Raw genomic sequence first — 17,328 nt, forward strand, 5'->3', positions numbered from 1 at the left:
ACGGCGTGGCCCCACGCGGGCGGGTCGGCGCGTCAGTCGGGCCGTTCGGCGTCGCGGGCGCAGCGGAAGCCGGCGTGGCCGCTGGAGCTGTCGGGGGTGTTGGAGCTGCGGGCGGCGACGCGGTAGCGGTTGCAGTAGGACTTGTGGCACAGGTGGGAGCCGCCGCGGATGACCTTGGCGGTTCCGGTGGCGGGGCCGGCGGGGTTGGCCAAGGTCGGGGATGCGGGATGGTCGGTGGTCCACCAGTCGGCGCACCACTCCCACACGTTGCCGGACATGTTGTACAGGCCGAAGCCGTTCGGTGCGAAGGAGCCGGCGGGGGCGGTGGCGCGGTGGCCGTCCGCGGCCGTGTTCTTCGCCGGGAAGGTGCCGCGCCAGATGTTGCAGCGGTGGGTGCCGTCGGGATCGAGTTCGTCGCCCCACGGGTACCGGGCCTGTTCGAGTCCGCCGCGGGCCGCGTACTCCCACTCCGCTTCGGTGGGCAGGCGCTTGCCGGCCCAGGAGGCGTAGGCGTGCGCGTCGTTCCAGGAGACGTGGACGACGGGGTGGTCGCCGCGGTCGGCGACCGTGCTGCCCGCGCCCTCGGGCCGGTCCCAGGCGGCTCCGGTGACCGCGCACCACCAGGGGGTCCGCTCCACCCGCGCGGCGGTGCGCCGCACGGCGGCCGGGAGGAAGCCCGCGAAGACGTAGGACCAGCCCAGGCGTTCGGCGTCGGTACGGTAGCCGGTGTCGGCGGCGAACGCGGTGAACTGCTCGTTGGTGACGGCGCGGGCGTCGATGAGGAACGGGTCCAGCCGGACCTGCCGCACGGGGCCTTCGCCGTCGTCGGGGAAGCCTTCGGAGTCGTCGGTGCCCATCAGGAACTCGCCGCCGGGCAGGAGGACCATGCCGTCCGCGGGCCCGGCGGGACGCGGGGCCGCGAGGCGGAGCGAGCGGATCGCGCCGGGGCCTCGCGAGGGCGTGCAGCAGGGCGCCGAGGGCAGGTTCACAGGTTCCTCCGGGAGTGGGTTCAGCCGGGACTGGGTTCAGCCGGCCGTGCAAGGCGGGCCGGGGTCAGGCCAGGGCCGCCTGACGCCTGAGGTCGAGCTCCCGCTGCACCCGCTCCACGTCTTTCGCGTAGGGCAGGTGGAGGAGGGTCAGGAAGGCGCCGTTGACGAGCATGAGGACCACCAGGACCGCCAGGAACACCGGGCGGAGTCCGACCGCCTGGCCGAGGAAACCGGCGCCCAGGCCGAAGGCGGCCCACGCGAGGGCTTCGAAGACCGAGACGTAGATCGTGAAGGCGGTGGCCCGCAGCTCGGGCAGGGTGACCGCCATGACCATCGGCCGGTTGAGGCTGGGATTGACGCCCTGGGCGACACCCATCAGGCAGAAGAGGAGGGCGTAGGCGCCGATGCCGCGGTAGTGGACCTGGGTGCCCAGGAAGGCGAGGACGGCGAAGGCGACCTGGGCGCCCTGGAGCGCGCCGGGAAGCCCGTGGCGGGGGCTGCGGCGGGTGGCCCAGTCGGCGAGGAAGCCGCCCAGCAGGGTGCCCAGCAGGTATCCGATGCCCAGCGGCATCAGGACGACGGCGGCTCGCTGGGTGGTGAAGCCGAACACGTCCACCAGGTAGACGACGGCGAACGAGGAGAGCAGCAGGTGTCCCGAGAGCAGCCGCGACACCAGGAGGATCGCGAAGCTGGGGATCTTGAACAGCGAGACGACGGTGGCCAGGTCGACCTTCGTCCGGGACTCGCGGGCGGCCCGGTCGAGGTCGGCGAGTTGCCGCTCGGCCGCGCCGCGGCCGGGGTCGCGGAAGCAGAGCAGCAGCACCACGCCGAAGAGGATGTTCAGGACGCCGACGCCCCACAGCCCCCAGCGCCAGCCGTCGCGGACTCCCGCCAGCTGCCCGATGAGCGGGCCGAGCACCGAACCGGCCAGTGCGAGCGCACCGTAGAGGGCACCGACGGCGCGGCCGCGCGACGCCGGGTCGAACAGGTCGCCGATGATCTCGGAGACCAGCGGCTGGGCGGCCGCGTAGCCGGCCGCGAGGACCGTGACGAAGACCAGCAGCTCGGTGAAGTTCCTGGAGAAGCCGGCGGCCACGCCCCACACCCCCCACAGGCCGGTGGACAGGACCAGGACGCTCTTGCGCGACCAGCGGCGTGCCGCCCACACCCACAGGGGGGCCGCGAGCACGCCGATCAGCTTGCCGGCGGCGGTCAGGACGCCGAGCGAGCCGAGGGTGAGGCCCAGCGCGTTCCTGATGACCGGGAACAGGCCGGTGACCAGGCCGGCCTCGGTGCCGTCGACCAGCATGGCGCCGCCGAGGACCGAGAGCTGGGCCCACCGGCCTCTGACCGGGGGCGGGCCGGTCCTCGTGGCGGGCCCGGAGGTGCCCTCGATAAGGTCGGACATGCGCGACTCCGCTCTTCGCATCGTTCGTCACAGGGGCAGTGCGGGGGAAAGGGGGCGTGCTCGCCGGTGACGGGGCTGCAACCCCGTCACCGGTACCTCGTGCGCCGGCTGGGTCGTGCGCCGGCGGGTCAGAGAGCGGCGAGCTCCTCGGCCACCCGGCGCAGGGCCGACACGTCGGTGAGGCCGCCGGCCAGGGCGGCGACGTCGATCAGCGGCGTCGGGCCGAGGAACTGCAGGAATTCGGAGTCGACGATGCCGGGCAGGTGCCTGCGCATGACCTCCACGGCGACCGGGTCGGAGATCAGGGCGAACACCGGGGTCCGCAGCGAGAAGCGTCCCGAGGGGTAGTCCTCCGGGCGGGGCAGCGGCTCGGCGGTCCGGTCGGCCTGCTCGCGCTGGGCGCGGACCAGCAGGTGCTCCGCGCCGACCGGGCCCTCGGCGGGCAGGCCGAGGCGCTCGTACTGGCTCGGCGGTGCGTCGCCCGCGCGCATCAGCTCCACCAGCAGGGTCGCCATCCGCAGCTCGGCCGTGTCGTCGACGAGGGGGGTGCGCTGCTCGGGGTCGCCCTCCAGGTCGAACAGCAGGGTGCCGTGCTGATAGGGGTTGATGAAGGTGCGGCCGGGGACGCGCAGGGTGCGCACGCCCTTGGTGAAGGTGAACGGCTCCGCCAGCTGGAGGTTCGCCAGCTCGGCCGGGGAGAACCGTCCGCGCATGTGGGTGGGCATCAGCGTGTGCTCCAGCAGCGGCGCGTTGTGCGCCGTGGCGGGGGCGCGCATGTAGACGTACCGGCCGTCGGTGACGTTGACGTGGCCGCCGTGGATTCCGAACAGGGCCGCTTCCCGTACCGGGGTGTCCTCGGCCACCGGCAGCGGGTGGCCCTGCACGTCCGCGGGGCGCTCGATGCCGAAGTACTCCAGCAGCGTCGGTGCGAGGTCGATCGTCTGCACCAGGGCCCGGCGCCGTTCCCCGGCCTTTCCGGCCCTCGGGTCCCACACGAACAGCGGCAGGTGGACCAGTTCGTTGTACCAGGGCTGGACGGTCTTGCCCCACCAGCCCTTCTCCCCCAGCAGCAGGCCGTGGTCGGTGTTGACGATCAGCAGGGTGTCGTCCCACAGGTCCTGCTCGTCCATCAGGTCCAGCACCCGCCCGAGGGAGTGGTCGCACATCGACAGCAGCGCCGCGTACTCCAGACGGGCGTGCTCGACCTGGCCGGGGGTCTCCACCACGCGCTTGTAGTCGGGCCAGTCGAAGTGCGGGCCCTCGTAGTCGTGCGGGTAGAGGTCCTTGAAGCGCTGGTGGCTGAAGAACGGCTCGTGCGGGTCGAAGGTCTCGATCTGCACGAACCACCGGTCCGCGTCCCGGTTGGTGCGGACGAACTCCAGGCCCGCGTCGAAGGTCAGCGTCTGCGGGTGGCGGTCCTCGGTCGCCAGGTGCGGGCGGTTCACCCAGTCCTGCCGGTAGGACTCGAACCGGAGCTTCTTCAGGTCCTCGGGGATCTCCGGGTCGGCCACCTGGCCCTTCCACGGGTCGCCCTCCTGGCCGCGGAAGAACTCCCAGGTGTTGTACCGGCCGTGGTAGGTGGCGCCGCCGTCCTCCCAGTAGTGCGGGTGGTCGCTGACCAGGTGGGTGTACACCCCGTTCTGCTTGAGGAGTTCGGGCATGGAGTCGTCGAACGGCTCCAGCGGGCCCCAGCTGCGGTGCAGGAAGTTGTACCGGCCGGTGTGGATCTCGCGGCGGGCCGGCATGCACGGCATCGACCCCGCGTAGGCGTGGTCGAAGGTGACGGACCGCTCGGCCAGCCGCGCGAAGTTCGGCGCGTGCGTCCAGTCCCCGCCGTAGGGCGGCAGCATGTGCCGGTTGAGGCTGTCGAACATCACCATGATCGCCTTCATGCGGCGCTCCCCTCTCCGGCCGGTGGCGTCTTGTGCCCCGGCTGCCACTGTTCGAGACGCCGGAGCATGCGCTCCAGCCAGGCCACCCACGCGTCCATCGCGCCGGCGCCGTACTGGTGCAGTTCCTCGTAGACCTCGCGGGCCAGTTCCTGGTCCAGCTCGGGCAGCGGGTCCTCGAAGCGGACCGTGCGGTCGCGGGGCCGGTTGCGGGCGATCTGCTCGCGCCGGTGGTCCAGTTCGGTGCGGATCAGCCGGATCGCGGCCTCGCGGTCCAGGACCGCGGCGAAGGCGAAGCGGGAGAGGAAGTCCGCGTCCTGGAACCGGCTGGGCGGCTCGTACGGGGAGCGCACCCACTCCATCAGCGCCTCCCGCCCCACGGGCGTGAGCCGGTACACCTTCGCGTCGGGACGCCCCTCGCGCGGATCGACCTCGAACGCCACCCAGCCGTCCGCCACCATCCGCCCCAACAGGCGGTAGATCTGGCTGTGGTGGGCCCGCGAACGGAGGAACTGGCCCTCCGTCTCGACCCACTTGCGCAGGTCGTACCCGCTGAACGGCCGGCCGGCCAGCAGGGCGAGCAGGACGTACTCGAACTGCATCGAGCCCCCTATGTGCGGAATCACTTATGTGCTCAGTGTTCTATCCGCGCCATGGGGGCCGTCAACGCGGCGGGTGGCGAATTATCCGACCGTTCACATGAGTTCACGGTGATTCACAGTGCGCAGCACCTGCGCCACCGGCGGGGATGCCCGGCGCGGTCGCGATGGAACCGGCTCCTCCCGGGAAAACGGGCGCCCCGTGGCGGTTCGGGCGAACCCGGAACCGCCACGGGGCGGGCCATGCTTGTCGTCACCGAATCGGCACGGTCCCCGGCCTGCGTGTCCGGGGCGGCCGGGGACCGGCGCTCAGTTGAAGACCAGGACGTCGGTGCGCATCGGCAGCGGGCTGTTCCAGCCGATGTTGATCTTGAACGTCACCAGTCCGTTGCTCGGGGCGATGCTCGACACCTGGAAGGGCGCCGCACCGACGAACCGGTGCCCGTTCCCGTCGATCTCGGAGGCCGTGATGACGACCGTCGAGTCGATCCCGATGACGTTCCAGGCGATCTGGAGGTTGAACGTCCCGTTTCCCGGGGTCCACGTCCACCACCCCCGCCACACGGCGCCGACGTTGCCGCCGATCGCCGCGAGGCCCTGGTCCCGGTCGGCGGGCTGCGAACTGCTCGCGATCCGCGGCACCTCGATGGAGGAAGATTCGGCTGCGGCCATGACGGCTCCCCTCGCACCGGGAGAGCCCCCATGAGCCCCCCGAATACTTTGAGTGTCCGGCAATGTGCACAGCGTAACAATCACTCGTGCGAGTGAACCTCCGGCGCGCCTCCCCCGGGGCTCTCGTTACGGCCTCCGGTCGGGCGGTTCGATGGCGAGGGCGTGCCGGAAGATGTTGCACGGGTCCCAACGGGCCTTGATCTGTTGCAGGCGGGGGTAGTTGTCCTTGTAGTACAGGGCGTGCCACGGGGTGCCGGAGGTGTTCCACACCGGGTCGGCGAGGTCGGTGTCCGCATAGTTGATGTAGGAGCCGTCACTGACCTCGCCGGGGACGGGGACGCCTCCGGTGTCGCGGTACACCTCGCGGTAGAAGTCCCGGACCCAGGCCAGATGGGCCGCGTCGTCCGCCTCATCGGCCCAGACCGTGTAGTAGACGGCCTTCATCACCGAGTCGCGCTGGGCGACGGCGGTGGCGTACGGGGGCACCGCGTTGACCTGGCCGCCGTAGCCGACGAGGAGCAGGCCGCACTCCGCACCGCCCGTGCCGTCCGTCAGATGCCGGTAGGCGGTGGCGAGTTGGGCGTCGGTGAGGGAGCGGCGCAGGTAGCCGGCCTTGTCCTTGTAGCGCCGGGTGATCGAGTTGCCGGCCTCGCCGGTCCCCGGCCAGGTGCTGGTGGGCAGCCAGGGCATGGTGCCCCGGAGGGTGGCGGGTTCGGTGGCACCCACGTCGGCGGTCACCGCGCGTACGAAGTCGGTGAGCACCGCGTCGGAACCCGGAACGCCCGCGTCGATCTGCACGACCAGCTCAAGGGTGCCGGACTTGCGGTGTCCGGCAATGAGGACGGCGTACAGGTTCGCCGCGGGGGTGCCCGGCTCGCTGTTGCGCTCGTGCCACGTCCCGTAGTTGCGCAGCAGGGTGGTGAACGCCCGTTCCGTCATCTTCTCGTCCCAGCTCCAGGCGACCAGGCACCTCCGCAGCTCGCCCGGGGCACGCGGCAGGAGTGCCGCGGGGTCGCCGTGGGAGCGGGTGCCAGGGCCGGAAGTTTCGGGGTCGGGGGTGCCAGGGCCAGGGGTGTCACGGGAGCGGAGCCAGTAGCGGGTGACGACGCCGAAGTTGCCACCCCCGCCGCCGGTGTGGGCCCACCACAGGTCGTGGTTCGGATCGTCCGGGTCCCGGGTGGCGACCACCGCCCGGACGGTCCCGTCCCGGTCGGCCACCACCACCTCCACGGCGTACAGGTAGTCCACGACCGAGCCGTAGGCGCGGGACAGCGGACCGTACCCGCCGCCGGCCAGATGCCCGCCCGCGCCCACCTCGGGGCAGCCGCCGGCCGGGATCGTCACACCCCAGCCCTTGAACAGGGTCCGGTACACGCGTCCGAGGGTCGCCCCCGGCTGCACCGCGAACGCACCCATCGCGGGGTCGAAGCCGACGGCGTCCATCGGAGAGAGGTCCAGCAGGAGCTGCACCGCCGGGTCGCCGGTGAAGTTCTCGAAACAGTGGCCGCCGCTGCGCACGGCGATCCGGCGCCCGGAGCGGACGGCGTCGGCGACGGCCCGCACCACCTGCTCGGTGGAGCCGGCCAGGCGGATCTCCTCCGGCCGGCCGACGAAACGGTAGTTGTCGCCCCGCAGCAGGCTGTCGTAGCGGGAGTCATCGGGGCGGACCGTGACCGGCCCGAACGGCCGGCCCTCCGGCCCGCCCTCCGGCCCGCCCCCACCTCCCGCCGGACCCGGGCCCTGGTGGCCCGCCGCCTCGGCGGGCCCGACGGCCAGGCCGGCAACCGCACCGCCGACCGCCACCGCACCGGCCCGGGCGAGCAGGTGGCGACGCCCCAGCCGTTCGTCTGCCGACCCGTCCATCTCTTCCTCCGTTCACCACGACCATTCGTCAGCGCATGCTATCGGCGCCAACGCCATCCAAATATGCTGACCGTAGCGATAATTGACGCTGAATCAGGAGTGCCGATCATCGACACGCCCGACCCGCCCCCGGCGGACGTTCAGTGGGCGCCGCAGAAGACGGCGTCGAGGAACTTGTTGCCCGCCTCGTTCTGCGCCGTCTGCTCGGCGTCATCGCCCCGCGGGGTGTAGGAGAGCGCGACCTGGCGGTCGGCGGTGCCCCACAGCTGGGTGGTGAAGCCGAAGGTGCCACCGTTGTGGCCCAGCACGGTGGTGCAGGAGAGCTGCACCCGCGCCAGCCCCATCCCGTAGTCGATTTCGTGCGAGCCCGGCACGGTCTCAAACGTCGTGGTCATCTCGCGCTGCTCCGCCGGGCGCAGCAACTTCCCGTTCAGCAGGGCCTGCTGGAATCGGATCAGGTCATCGGTGGTGGAGATGATCTCTCCGGCAGCGCCCGCCCAGGAGGGGTTCTGGTCGGTGACGTCGATGTCGGTCTTCTTGACGTTCCCGGTGCCGGCGCCGTCCACGGTGGTCCAGTAGCTGTGGGCGTGCGGGCCGGGGATCGTGGTGGAGCGGCCGGGGACCGTGGTCTTCGTCATCCCGAGCGGACGCAGGATGCGCTGACCGACCTCCTGTCCGTAGGGGTGCCCGGTGACCTGCTCGATGATCAGACCGAGGATGTCGAAGTTGGTGTTGGAGTAGCCCCATTGGGTGCCGGGCGCGAAGTACGGGGCGTGGGAGACGGATGCGGCCACCAACTGACGCGCGGTGAACGTGCGGTTCAACCCGCCCTGGGCCAGCCACGTCCGGAAGACGGCCGGGTCGTTGAGGTTGGGAAAGACATCGGTGCCCTCGTTGGTGGCGTCGAACAGGCCCGTGCGCTGGTTGAGCAGCTGGCGGACGGTGATGTTCTGCCCGTTGGGGACCAGCCCCGGCAGGTGGCTCGACACCGAGTCCTCCAGGCCGAGCCGGTGCTCGCCGACCAGTTGCAGCACCGTGGTGGCGACGAACGTCTTGGTGACGCTGCCGATCCGGAACCGGCCGTCACCACGGACGGGCGCCTGACCGACCAGGTCGGTCACCCCCGTGGTGCCGCGCCACCGCTGGTCACCGTCACGCACCTCGGCGATCGCGGACACCGCCTTGGCGTCGGTCAGCCCGTTGAGGGCGAGTTGCAGCGGACCGCCACGCGGGCGGGCCGACGAAGCTGCGGAGTCCTCGGCCCCCGCCACGGCGGCGGAGGCGGGTGACGCGGACACCGCCAGGCAGAAGGCTGCGATCAGGGCACTGGTCAGACGACGAGACATGGTGCTTCCCTTCACTCGGGCGAACAGGAGTTCGCCACGAGCCAGCCTGTCAGCGCCGCCACCGGGGGATCATCACTCCGGATGAGGACCCGTCCATCCTTCAACAGGCTTACGAGATCGACACCTTAGGACACCAAAGAGGTACGTGAGGGGTCGTCCGGCGGTCGCATCCGGGGATGCGCCCGCACGCTCGGTCGAGTTATGGCCGGGGGGAGCCTCTGGCCTGGTGGCTCCCCCCGGCGTTCGGCACAAGGTCCCGTTCTACGGCCGGTCAGCCGGTCAGCCGGCGCTGACGACCTGGCCGCAGATGATCGTTCCGTTGAGCGTGACCGTCTGACCGAGGTCGTAGGTGGCGGCCACCTCCGTGTCCGTCAGCGTGACCGTCCAACTGTCGCCGGTCTTGGTCGCCTTGACGCCGGTCGCGTTGTTCTTCACGTAGCCGCCGACGTGGGCGGCCGTGCTGACCGGCATCATCCAGCCGGTGCCCGACTCGACGCCGGCGACGCTCGGGCCACCGGCGTTCTGGTCCGACGGCGCCTGGAAGGACGTCAGCTCACCCTTGATGACGGTGCAGGTGCTGTCGGCGGCCTTGATGGAGCCGGACTCCACGCCGCTGAAGGTCACGTCGGCGCTGCCCTTGCCAGCCTTCGCCGGCGGGCCGGTGGGGGCGCCCGCCGCTGCGGGCGCTGCCGCGTCAGTCGTCGCCGCACCCGCGGACGTCGAGACCGCGGCCCCCGGTGCGGTGGCGCTCTTGGCCGGGCTCGACGATCCGCATCCGGCGAGGGATATCAGCGTCGCGCCGGCTATGAGCCCGATGACGGCACGTCGTCGGTGGAGTTCGGTCCGTGACATGTTCTCGCCCCTGAATCTCGCGTGTGAGTATTTGACGATCACCGTGCAGAATGCGGTCGGCGGCTGTCCATCACAGGACGGAGGCCGGATGTCGGGCCGGTGTTCTGCGCGGTGATCTCCATGCCCGGCACCATAGCCTGACGGTCTGACAAAAAAGTGTTCGCACTCGGATTGGTGGACACCGGTCCGCCTGGCAGCAAAACGGCCGCCCCTGACCCGCCACACGGAAAACCGGATTCCTCCCCGGGCTGAAGGCCGGGACATCCTTCGACCATCCAGGTGAAGCGCCGCACGGGCGGAGGCAGGGGTCGCCCGGCCGGTGGGGTCAGCTGTCGACGTTCACCGCGGACCAGGTGGAGGCGACGGTGGTGGAGGCGGTGCTGTCGGAGCCGAAGAGGTCGGCGGCGGCCTGGAGGGTGGCGGCGCGGGCACCGGAGTGGTCGGTGGTGGAGATCATGTAGGTGGTCAGCGCGCGGTGTCGTTCATCTCGTACCCGAGCAGGGTGTGCGTGGTGCCCAGGGGCACCGTGCCGTTGTACTGGCCCTGGCCGATGCCGGTGTGCACGGCCTCGTAGGCGTACAGTTGCCCGCCCGAGGCCGCCTCGGTCGGCACGTAGCGGCTCGCGGGGCTGTCCAGGAACGCGCACCACTCACGCAGGACCTGCTGGAGCGCGGAGTTGAACGCCGGAGTGCGCAGCAGGCTCTCGCCTGACCGACAGGTAAGGAAACACCACCCGCTGCCATGAAGCCCGAAAGGATGACGGCGATAACTCATCAGCTCAGCTGATGTGCGCGAGCCGAACGACTTCACCCCCCTGATCCGGCGTGCTACCCGGTCAGCGCCGCGTGCAGTGGGGCCAGCAGGGAGAGGTCGTCGGTGGTGACGGTGAGGTGGGTGGCGCCGGCGGACCGCCAGGCGTCGGCGAGGGAGCGCCAGGTGTCCGGCCGGCCGGGGGCGGGGCGCAGGCGGGCCTCGATGCCGAAGGCGCTCCAGTCGCGGCCGGCTTCGGTCACCGCCGTCCGCAGTTCGGCGGTGAGTGCGGCACCGCGGTCGACCCGGTTGGCGAGCAGGCCGGACATGGTGAAGCCGTCGGCGAGGGTGGCGATCCGGCGCAGTGAGCCGGGTCTTCCTCCGGTGCGCAGGGTGCCGCCGCCCATCCAGAGGGGTACGGGACGCGGCCGGGGGGTGAGGGTGACGCCGGAGAACGCGACGTGCTCGCCGGCGAAGTCCGCGTCCGGCCGCGTCCACAGCAGGCGCAGCGCATGGACCTGTTCCTCGAACAGTGCCGCACGGGTGCCCGGGGCGACGCCGAGGGCGGCGGACTCGGCGGCGTCGGATCCGATGGCGATGCCCAGCCGCAGTCGGTCGCCGCTGAGGTGGGCCAGTTGCGCGGTCTGCTTGGCGGCGAGCACCACCGGGCGGTGCGGCAGGATCGTCATCGCGGTCGCCAGCTCGATCCGGGTGGTGACGGCTGCCAGGAACGCCACCAGCGTCAGGCTCTCGTAGGCGGGAACGCCGGACACCAGGTGTTCGGGGACGGACAGGTGGTCGTACCCGAGGCTCTCCGCGGTCACCGCGAACGCGCGGAGTCCGGCGGGTGAGAGGGCCGTCGGGACGGTCCAGCCGAGGCGGAGGGTCATTTGCGGAAGGCCTCCGGGTCGGCGGTGGAGACGAACACCGCGCGCGGGCGTTCGGCGGGCAGCAGCTGGGAGTTGAGGAGGTGGCGTAGTGCCTTCTCGCCGCCGGGGAGGGTGCCGGTGACGGACAGGTGGACGTGGAGGACTTGCGTGCCGTCCTCGTTCACCACCTCGGGCACGCAGTGCACGACCCCCGGGATGGCGTGCGCGGCCTGTCGGACGGTGTTCAGTGAGACCTTCTCGCCGCGCAGGACCACGAAGTCCGACAGGCGTCCGTGGAAGGTCAGATAGCCGTCGTCGATCGAGAAGGCGTCCCCGGTGGCGATGGTCCGCGGCCCCAGCAGGACTCTGCCGCTGTGCTGCCCGACCCGGCGCAGCAGTACGGTGCCGGATTCGACCAGCAGTTCGCCCACGTCGCCCTGCACCCCGCGCAGTGACGCGCGCACTCCCGGCAGCGGGCGGCCGACGGAGCCGTACCGGTGCGCGGGCTCGGCGTGCGCGGCCAGGGTCGACACGCGTGGTCCGGCCTCGGTGAGCCCGTAGGTCAGGTACAGCTCCGCGGAGGGCCGCGCGGCCAGCAGTCGGGCCACCTCCGCGGGTGCGAGCCGGTCCCCGCCGACCGCCAGTGCCCGCAGGCCGCGTGGCACGAGCCCGGGGTCGGCCAGCAGTTGGCGGGCGATCGTCGGGGTCACCGCCGAGTGGGTGACCCCGCGCGCGGTGACCGCGTCGCGGTACCCGGCCGGCGAGAACGGCGGCCCGTCGAGCACCAGTCGCGCCTTGGTCACGTACGCGGCGAGCGCCTGCGCCACGAGGGCGTAGGAGTAGTACAGCGGCAGGTTCACCAGCAGGGTGTCGGCCGGGGTGATGCCCGTGGCCCCGGCGTGCAGGCGGGCGTTGTGCAGGAGCGAGGCCACCCGGTGCACGCACGCGCTGAACATCCCGGAGGTGCCGGAGGTGGACAGCAGGATCTCGCCCGGCCGGTACGGGGTGGTGGGGTGCCCGGTCGGCACGGCGAACGCGCCGCCCACCGGCAGTTGCGGCCCCGCGCCGGCCAGCCGGGTGGTCACCACGACGCCGGCCCCGACGTGCCCGGCCAGCGCGCGCACCCGCTGCCACGGCGTGCTCGGCGGCACGGCCAGCGGCACCAGGCCCAGCAGCAGCGACGAGAGCAGCACGCGCAGCAGTTCGACTCCGTTGGTGAGGCAGAGCACGACCGCGTCGCCCGGTGCCAGGCCCAGCCCGGCCAGGTCCGCCAGCACGTCGTCCACCCCGGCCGGGGCGCCGCCGCCCGTACTGGCCGGGGTTGCCTCGACCCGGGTCAGGAAGTCGGCCACCTCGGACCGGGTGAGGCTGTTCACCGGTCTTCCCGGGCGCTGGTCAGGACCAGGCAGCGACACAACTGCCCTTCTCCCGAGGCGGGTTGCAGGCCGACCAGGAGGACGTGCCGGGCGTGGCCGTCCGCGAGCCAGCCGCCGATCACCGTGAACGCGACGGGGGTGGCCCGGTCGGGGTGCGCCGCCAGCAGCAGGGACGGACCACGCAACTCGTGGCGCAGGGCGGGCAGCCCGGCCAGCACGCCCGGGTTCGCTCCGGCGAAGCGCAGTGGCGACACCCGGGACTTCGGCAGCGAGGCGGCGATGCGGCGCATCGTCCGTTCGCTCCCGGTCGCGCTCATGACCAGGATCCCGGTGTCGGCGGCGTCGTCGAGCACGGGTTCGGCGCAGTCCGCCAGTGCCCGGTCCACGGTCTCGGCGACCAGCCAGGCCGCCGGGTCGGCGTAGAAGGACGGTTTGTTCACCGCGTACTCGTCCGGGTCGTCGGCGACCACCGTCGCCGAGCCCAGCATCCGGGTGCCCGTCGGCACGTGTGTCACGCCCTCACCCCTTCGAACAGCAGGCACGTGTTGAACCCGCCGAACCCCAGCGTCAGGCTCAGTCCGGCGCCGGGGCCGACGGCTCGCGCCGATTCCGTGGCCAGCCGCAGCGGTGCCACCGGATCGCGCAGCCCGAGGACCGGTGGGACCTGCCGGTGGCGCAGGGCCAGGACCGTCGCCACGGCCTCGACGGCCCCGGTCGCGCCCAGGCTGTGGCCGAACGCCCCCTTGGTGGCGAACACCAACGGGCCGTCGGCTCCGAACAGTTCGAGCAGGCTGCGCGCCTCGACCTCGTCGTTGAGCGGTGTGCCGGTCCCGTGGGCGTTGACCACCGCGATGTCCGCGGGTGCCAGGCCCGCGGAGGCCAGGCAGCGTTCGACGGCGCGCAGCACGGCGCGCCCGGACGGGTCCGGCGCGGTGAGCCCGGCGGCGTCGTTGGCCGCACCGGCCCCGCGCAGCCGGGCGTGCACCCGGGCGCCGCGCTCCCGGGCGGAGTCGGGGTGTTCGACCACCACGAAGGCCGCGCCCTCGCCGAGCAGCATCCCGTCGCGCGCCCGGTCGAAGGCCCGCAGTCCGGTGGGGCTCATCGTGCCCAGCGCGGAGTGCCCGAGCCGCTTGGCCTCGGTGACCACGTCCACCCCGCCCGCCACGCAGACCCGCCGCTCGCCCGAGCGCACCAGGGCGTGCGCGACGGCGATCGCGTCCGACCCGGCGGAACAGGCGGTCATGACGCAGACCGGCGTGCCCGGGTGCCCGATGCCCGCCGCCGCGTCGTCGGCCCAGGCGTGCAGCGTCGGCTCCGCCTCGTCCAGGCAGGCGCCGAAGCTGGTGCCCAGGACGAGGCCGACCTCGGGGTCGGTGGTGGACAGACCGGCGTCCGCGAACGCGGCGGACAGCGTCCGCCCGGCGAGCGCGCGCTGGCGCTCGCCCGCCCCGGTCCCGTACGGCACCGACGCGACGACGGCGGCGGCGGTGTTGCGCAGGGGGTGCGGCGAGTGGACGGGCGCCAGCGCCGAGTCGCCCGCGCACAGCCGTTCCCACACCGCCTCCTGGTCCCGGCCCAGCGGGGTGTCCCAGGCCAGTCCGGTGATCACCGGGGTCACCACGGCCGGGCCGCCGCGGGATCGACCTTCGTCCGGCTCATCGCGCCGCGGAACCCGGCGACCGATCGGCCCTCCACGGTCACCACGGCGGAGAAGGCGAAGGTGGGGCCGGACAGCCGGTCCGCGCGGACGTCGAGCACGACCTGGTCGCCGGGCACGACCGGGGCGAGGAATCGGGACTTGACCGTGCCGACCAGGGTGACCTCGTCGTCGGCGAGCGGATCGCTGCTCAACTGGTAGAGCAGGACGCCGGATTGGGCGAAGGCCTGCATGGTGTGGCTGCCGGGCAGGATCAGCCCCGGGGTCAGGCCGCGCTCGGGCAGGTGCCCGGACAGCGCGCCCATCTCCGCCGAGACGGCGAACATGCTGCGCAGGAACACGCCGGGCTCATGGTCCAGAACCCGGTCGATGAACAGGCGGGGGTGGCGTCCGCGCACCAGGGCGGCGATGGCCGAGGTGCCCAGCGGACGTGCCTCGCGGACCGTGGCGGGAGGGGGTGCCGTTTCGTTCGGGTGTTGCATCCGGGACGATTCCTCTCAGGGCCTGTCGCAGCGGTGCCGGTAGGGGCACCACGCGCCGGGTGTCGGGGGCGACGGCGGCGAAGACGAGGTCGCCGGCCACCAGCGGGGTGCGGGTGCCGTCCTGCTCCTCCCGCAGCAGACGTACCGCGAGGGCGAACCAGGCCGCGCCGACGTGGTCGACCCGGGTGTCCCCGATGATCACGTCGCGGTACACGGCGCTGTTGAGGTAGGTCACCCGCAGGTCGGCGACCACCAGGTCGACGTCGGCCGCGCCGAAGGCGGTCAGGCCCGCGCCGTGCGCTTCGAGGTGTTCGGTGCCCGCGGTCTCCATCAGCGAGGTGTAGCGGGAGAAGTGCACGATCCCGGTCGCGTCGGTGTCGACGTGCTCGACCCGGGTGCGGAACTCCGCGCTCACCACAGGGCCCGGGCGCCTGCCGCCACCCGGTCCACGATCTCGTCGGCCTGCGTCCCGGTGGTGATCAGCGGCAGCACGATCCGCAGGGTGGGGTGGATGTAGCGCCGGCCGCCGGAGCGTCTGCCCGCGCCTGCCATGAACTCCGCGTACACGCCCGCTTCGATCAACTCCCGGCGCAGCGCGCCGATCCGGTCCGCGGCCGCGGCGGTCAGTTCCACGCCGAGCATGACCCCGCTCCCGCGGACCTCGGTGAACACGTCCGGGTGGCGGCCCACCAGGGCGTCGTCGAGATGCTTGGCCAGGTCCACGCCGACGTCGGCCGAGCGTCGCAGCAGCCCTTCGGTCTCGATGTGCTCGATGCCGTCGCGGATCACCGCGCAGTTCGGTGGCCGCAGGTCGGAGGTGGTCACGGCGCCGGAGGAGCGGACGGCCAGCTCCTTGCGGGCGATCACCATCGAGGTGGACACCGTGCCCATGCCCAGGAACTTGCCGATGACGGTGATGTCGGTGGGCACCGGCCCGTCCGCGTCGCGCATGGCGAACCAGCTGCCGGTCTTGGCGAACGTCAGCACCTCGTCGGCCACCAGCAGCACGCCGTCGGCCGCGCACCGCCGCGCGAGTTCGCGCAGGTATCCGGGCGGAGGCGCGAGGATGCCCGCGTCGCCCTGGATCGGTTCGACCACGACGGCCAGCAGCCGGTCGGCGGACTCGGCGAAGTACTCCGTCAGGGCGTCGAGGTCGCCGAACGGAATGTGGTGGACCCGGACTCCGTACGGGCCGGCGGTGTCCGCGCCGGGCAGCCCGGCCCGGTAGTACCTGCGGTTGAGCAGCTGCACCAGCCCACTGGTCCAGCCGTGCCAGGCGCCGTGGAAGGCCAGGATGGTGTCGCGCTGCTCCTTGCCCGGGCGGTGGCACAGCCGCCGGCCGTCGAAGCGGGACTCCAGCACCAGCCGCAGCGCCAACTCGTTGCCCTCCGAGCCGGAGTTGCGTCCGCTGACGTGGTATCGCCCCGCGGGGAAGTGGTCGGTCCACAGCCCGCCGGGGCCGAAGAGCCGGTCGAGGAGCTCCGCCCGTTCCAGCGAGCCCAGTTCGTCGGTGACGTTGCCGACTCCGGTGCTGCGCGCGAGCGCCGCTCGTACGACGGGGTGGTCGCCGCCCAGGGTGGCGCTGGCGTAGCCGCCGCTGGCGTCCAGCAACCGCAGCCGCCTGCCCCGGCGTTCCGGGCTCAGGTCGACCACGTCGAGGTGCAGGCCGCTGCCGCCCACGCAGGCGAACGGGAGCCGGGCCGACCCGTAGTGGTTGAGGTGCAGGTCCGTGCCGCGCAACAGCACACCGGTCCGGTCCCCGGCGTGGTCGTCACCGGCGACCGGGGCCGTGCTCACGCGGTGGCCGGGGGGCGGTCGGCCCCCGACAGCCGCTCGACCAGTGCCAGCACATCGCCGAGGGTGGACAACTCCCCCGCCGCGATGGCCTCGTCGGGGATGCTGATGTCGAACGCCTCTTCACACTGCACGCGCAGTTCCACGAAACCGAGCGAGTCCATGCCGTAATTCTCGCGCAGCCTGTCGTCGAGTCGCATCCGGTCGATCGGCACCTCCACCAGCACCTCGGAGTGCAGAATTCGCTTGATGGTCTGCAAAGGATTCACCAGAACTTCCCCTCTGGGTGGGTTCATTCGAACAGGCGGCGACCGGGTGTCCGGCGTGCGGAAAGGCGAGTGAGATCGCGGAAACGGTCGGGCCGAAAGCGGGCCGACGCCGATCGAAATACAAGGCGGCGCCGGCCATTCACGCTTTATCGAAGCTAGCCGAGGCCTTATCACCTGTCAATGGTCGACGATTTACCCGCCACGCACCTTCGAACACCGGATTCGACAATTCTTTTGCACATTAGTTCGACGGCGATTCGGCCATTTCCGAGCACACGGTCCGTACACCCGCGAAAACCGGCCCGCAACGCGCCTCCCGAGCGGGCCGCGATCGACAGCCGAGCGGCAGCTATGCACCTTTTGTGCAATTTGAGACGCATCTCCGTCTGGCGCATATGCTTCTTGTCCTGGTGAATCATCCCGAACTAGCCTGAGGTCGTCCCTTTGTCCGGATGGACACAGAGCGCGGGAACGGGAACGCCATCGGGCTCCCCGGTGGCAGCGTCAGGCCTC

18 protein-coding genes are annotated in these 17,328 nt (G+C 71.9%); all 18 read right to left on the reverse strand.

The genetic code is table 11. From position 1 onward, the window contains the following. Window positions 1-32 precede the first annotated feature (32 nt). Window positions 33-989 (reverse strand): formylglycine-generating enzyme family protein, encoded by a 957-nt coding sequence (locus ACFWPI_RS00740; protein WP_380369182.1) that lies wholly within the window; start codon window positions 987-989, stop codon window positions 33-35. A gap of 64 nt (window positions 990-1,053) precedes the next feature. Beyond that, window positions 1,054-2,397, reverse strand: coding sequence for an MFS transporter (locus tag ACFWPI_RS00745; RefSeq protein ID WP_380369186.1), 1,344 nt, complete (start codon window positions 2,395-2,397; stop codon window positions 1,054-1,056). 128 nt (window positions 2,398-2,525) lie between these two features. Next, window positions 2,526-4,289, reverse strand: a complete 1,764-nt coding sequence (locus tag ACFWPI_RS00750) for a sulfatase (protein ID WP_380369189.1) — start codon at window positions 4,287-4,289, stop codon at window positions 2,526-2,528. After that, entirely contained in the window at window positions 4,286-4,888 is a 603-nt protein-coding gene (locus ACFWPI_RS00755) for a PadR family transcriptional regulator (RefSeq protein WP_063351980.1), read from the reverse strand. Before ACFWPI_RS00755 ends, ACFWPI_RS00750 begins: the two co-directional genes overlap by 4 nt. Before the next feature lie 306 nt (window positions 4,889-5,194). Then, window positions 5,195-5,557: a hypothetical protein gene (locus ACFWPI_RS00760; protein ID WP_380369192.1), complete on the reverse strand. Its 363-nt coding sequence runs from the start codon at window positions 5,555-5,557 to the stop codon at window positions 5,195-5,197. A 126-nt stretch (window positions 5,558-5,683) separates the two neighbouring features. After that, window positions 5,684-7,420 carry an FAD-binding oxidoreductase gene (locus ACFWPI_RS00765; RefSeq protein WP_380369194.1) on the reverse strand — a complete coding sequence of 579 codons (1,737 nt, stop codon included), beginning with the start codon at window positions 7,418-7,420 and terminating at the stop codon, window positions 5,684-5,686. A 140-nt stretch (window positions 7,421-7,560) separates the two neighbouring features. Continuing rightward, entirely contained in the window at window positions 7,561-8,766 is a 1,206-nt protein-coding gene (locus ACFWPI_RS00770; RefSeq protein WP_380369196.1) for a serine hydrolase domain-containing protein, read from the reverse strand. A 279-nt stretch (window positions 8,767-9,045) separates the two neighbouring features. Then, on the reverse strand, window positions 9,046-9,618 hold the full coding sequence (locus ACFWPI_RS00775) for a hypothetical protein (protein WP_380369199.1): 573 nt from the start codon (window positions 9,616-9,618) through the stop codon (window positions 9,046-9,048). A gap of 325 nt (window positions 9,619-9,943) precedes the next feature. Beyond that, the gene (locus ACFWPI_RS00780; RefSeq protein ID WP_380369202.1) at window positions 9,944-10,075 is read right to left on the reverse strand and encodes a M4 family metallopeptidase; all 132 of its coding nucleotides are present in this window, start codon (window positions 10,073-10,075) and stop codon (window positions 9,944-9,946) included. A gap of 8 nt (window positions 10,076-10,083) precedes the next feature. After that, window positions 10,084-10,392 carry a phophatidylserine decarboxylase associated domain-containing protein gene (locus ACFWPI_RS00785; protein ID WP_380369205.1) on the reverse strand — a complete coding sequence of 103 codons (309 nt, stop codon included), beginning with the start codon at window positions 10,390-10,392 and terminating at the stop codon, window positions 10,084-10,086. A gap of 53 nt (window positions 10,393-10,445) precedes the next feature. Continuing rightward, complete coding sequence (locus ACFWPI_RS00790) at window positions 10,446-11,258, reverse strand: TIGR03619 family F420-dependent LLM class oxidoreductase (protein ID WP_380369208.1); 813 nt, start codon at window positions 11,256-11,258, stop codon at window positions 10,446-10,448. Next, on the reverse strand, window positions 11,255-12,613 hold the full coding sequence (locus ACFWPI_RS00795; protein WP_380369211.1) for a class I adenylate-forming enzyme family protein: 1,359 nt from the start codon (window positions 12,611-12,613) through the stop codon (window positions 11,255-11,257). Before ACFWPI_RS00795 ends, ACFWPI_RS00790 begins: the two co-directional genes overlap by 4 nt. Next, window positions 12,610-13,128 (reverse strand): polyketide synthase, encoded by a 519-nt coding sequence (locus ACFWPI_RS00800; protein ID WP_380369214.1) that lies wholly within the window; start codon window positions 13,126-13,128, stop codon window positions 12,610-12,612. Before ACFWPI_RS00800 ends, ACFWPI_RS00795 begins: the two co-directional genes overlap by 4 nt. Then, complete coding sequence (locus tag ACFWPI_RS00805; protein WP_380369216.1) at window positions 13,125-14,222, reverse strand: beta-ketoacyl synthase N-terminal-like domain-containing protein; 1,098 nt, start codon at window positions 14,220-14,222, stop codon at window positions 13,125-13,127. The genes ACFWPI_RS00800 and ACFWPI_RS00805 overlap by 4 nt, the downstream gene beginning before the upstream one ends. Window positions 14,223-14,227: 5 nt before the next feature. Continuing rightward, window positions 14,228-14,611 (reverse strand): polyketide dehydratase, encoded by a 384-nt coding sequence (locus tag ACFWPI_RS00810; RefSeq protein ID WP_350876226.1) that lies wholly within the window; start codon window positions 14,609-14,611, stop codon window positions 14,228-14,230. 7 nt (window positions 14,612-14,618) lie between these two features. Then, a complete protein-coding gene (locus ACFWPI_RS00815; RefSeq protein ID WP_380369219.1) occupies window positions 14,619-15,167 on the reverse strand; it encodes an acyl-CoA thioesterase in 549 nt (182 codons plus the stop codon). Then, on the reverse strand, window positions 15,164-16,549 hold the full coding sequence (locus tag ACFWPI_RS00820; protein ID WP_380369222.1) for an aminotransferase class III-fold pyridoxal phosphate-dependent enzyme: 1,386 nt from the start codon (window positions 16,547-16,549) through the stop codon (window positions 15,164-15,166). The genes ACFWPI_RS00815 and ACFWPI_RS00820 overlap by 4 nt, the downstream gene beginning before the upstream one ends. After that, window positions 16,546-16,815: an acyl carrier protein gene (locus tag ACFWPI_RS00825; RefSeq protein ID WP_244293790.1), complete on the reverse strand. Its 270-nt coding sequence runs from the start codon at window positions 16,813-16,815 to the stop codon at window positions 16,546-16,548. The genes ACFWPI_RS00820 and ACFWPI_RS00825 overlap by 4 nt, the downstream gene beginning before the upstream one ends. Between the last annotated feature and the right edge of the window lie 513 nt (window positions 16,816-17,328).

This window comes from Kitasatospora sp. NPDC058492, assembly GCF_042720685.1.
GTDB lineage: Bacteria > Actinomycetota > Actinomycetes > Streptomycetales > Streptomycetaceae > Kitasatospora.

Coding starts and splice junctions, on each gene's coding strand:
- ACFWPI_RS00765 (WP_380369194.1), bottom strand. CDS start 7,420: ATGGACGGGTCGGCAGACGAACGGCTGGGGCGTCGCCACCTGCTCGCC.
- ACFWPI_RS00785 (WP_380369205.1), bottom strand. CDS start 10,392: ATGAGTTATCGCCGTCATCCTTTCGGGCTTCATGGCAGCGGGTGGTGT.
- ACFWPI_RS00775 (WP_380369199.1), bottom strand. CDS start 9,618: ATGTCACGGACCGAACTCCACCGACGACGTGCCGTCATCGGGCTCATA.
- ACFWPI_RS00780 (WP_380369202.1), bottom strand. CDS start 10,075: ATGATCTCCACCACCGACCACTCCGGTGCCCGCGCCGCCACCCTCCAG.
- ACFWPI_RS00790 (WP_380369208.1), bottom strand. CDS start 11,258: ATGACCCTCCGCCTCGGCTGGACCGTCCCGACGGCCCTCTCACCCGCC.
- ACFWPI_RS00760 (WP_380369192.1), bottom strand. CDS start 5,557: ATGGCCGCAGCCGAATCTTCCTCCATCGAGGTGCCGCGGATCGCGAGC.
- ACFWPI_RS00770 (WP_380369196.1), bottom strand. CDS start 8,766: ATGTCTCGTCGTCTGACCAGTGCCCTGATCGCAGCCTTCTGCCTGGCG.
- ACFWPI_RS00745 (WP_380369186.1), bottom strand. CDS start 2,397: ATGTCCGACCTTATCGAGGGCACCTCCGGGCCCGCCACGAGGACCGGC.
- ACFWPI_RS00750 (WP_380369189.1), bottom strand. CDS start 4,289: ATGAAGGCGATCATGGTGATGTTCGACAGCCTCAACCGGCACATGCTG.
- ACFWPI_RS00755 (WP_063351980.1), bottom strand. CDS start 4,888: ATGCAGTTCGAGTACGTCCTGCTCGCCCTGCTGGCCGGCCGGCCGTTC.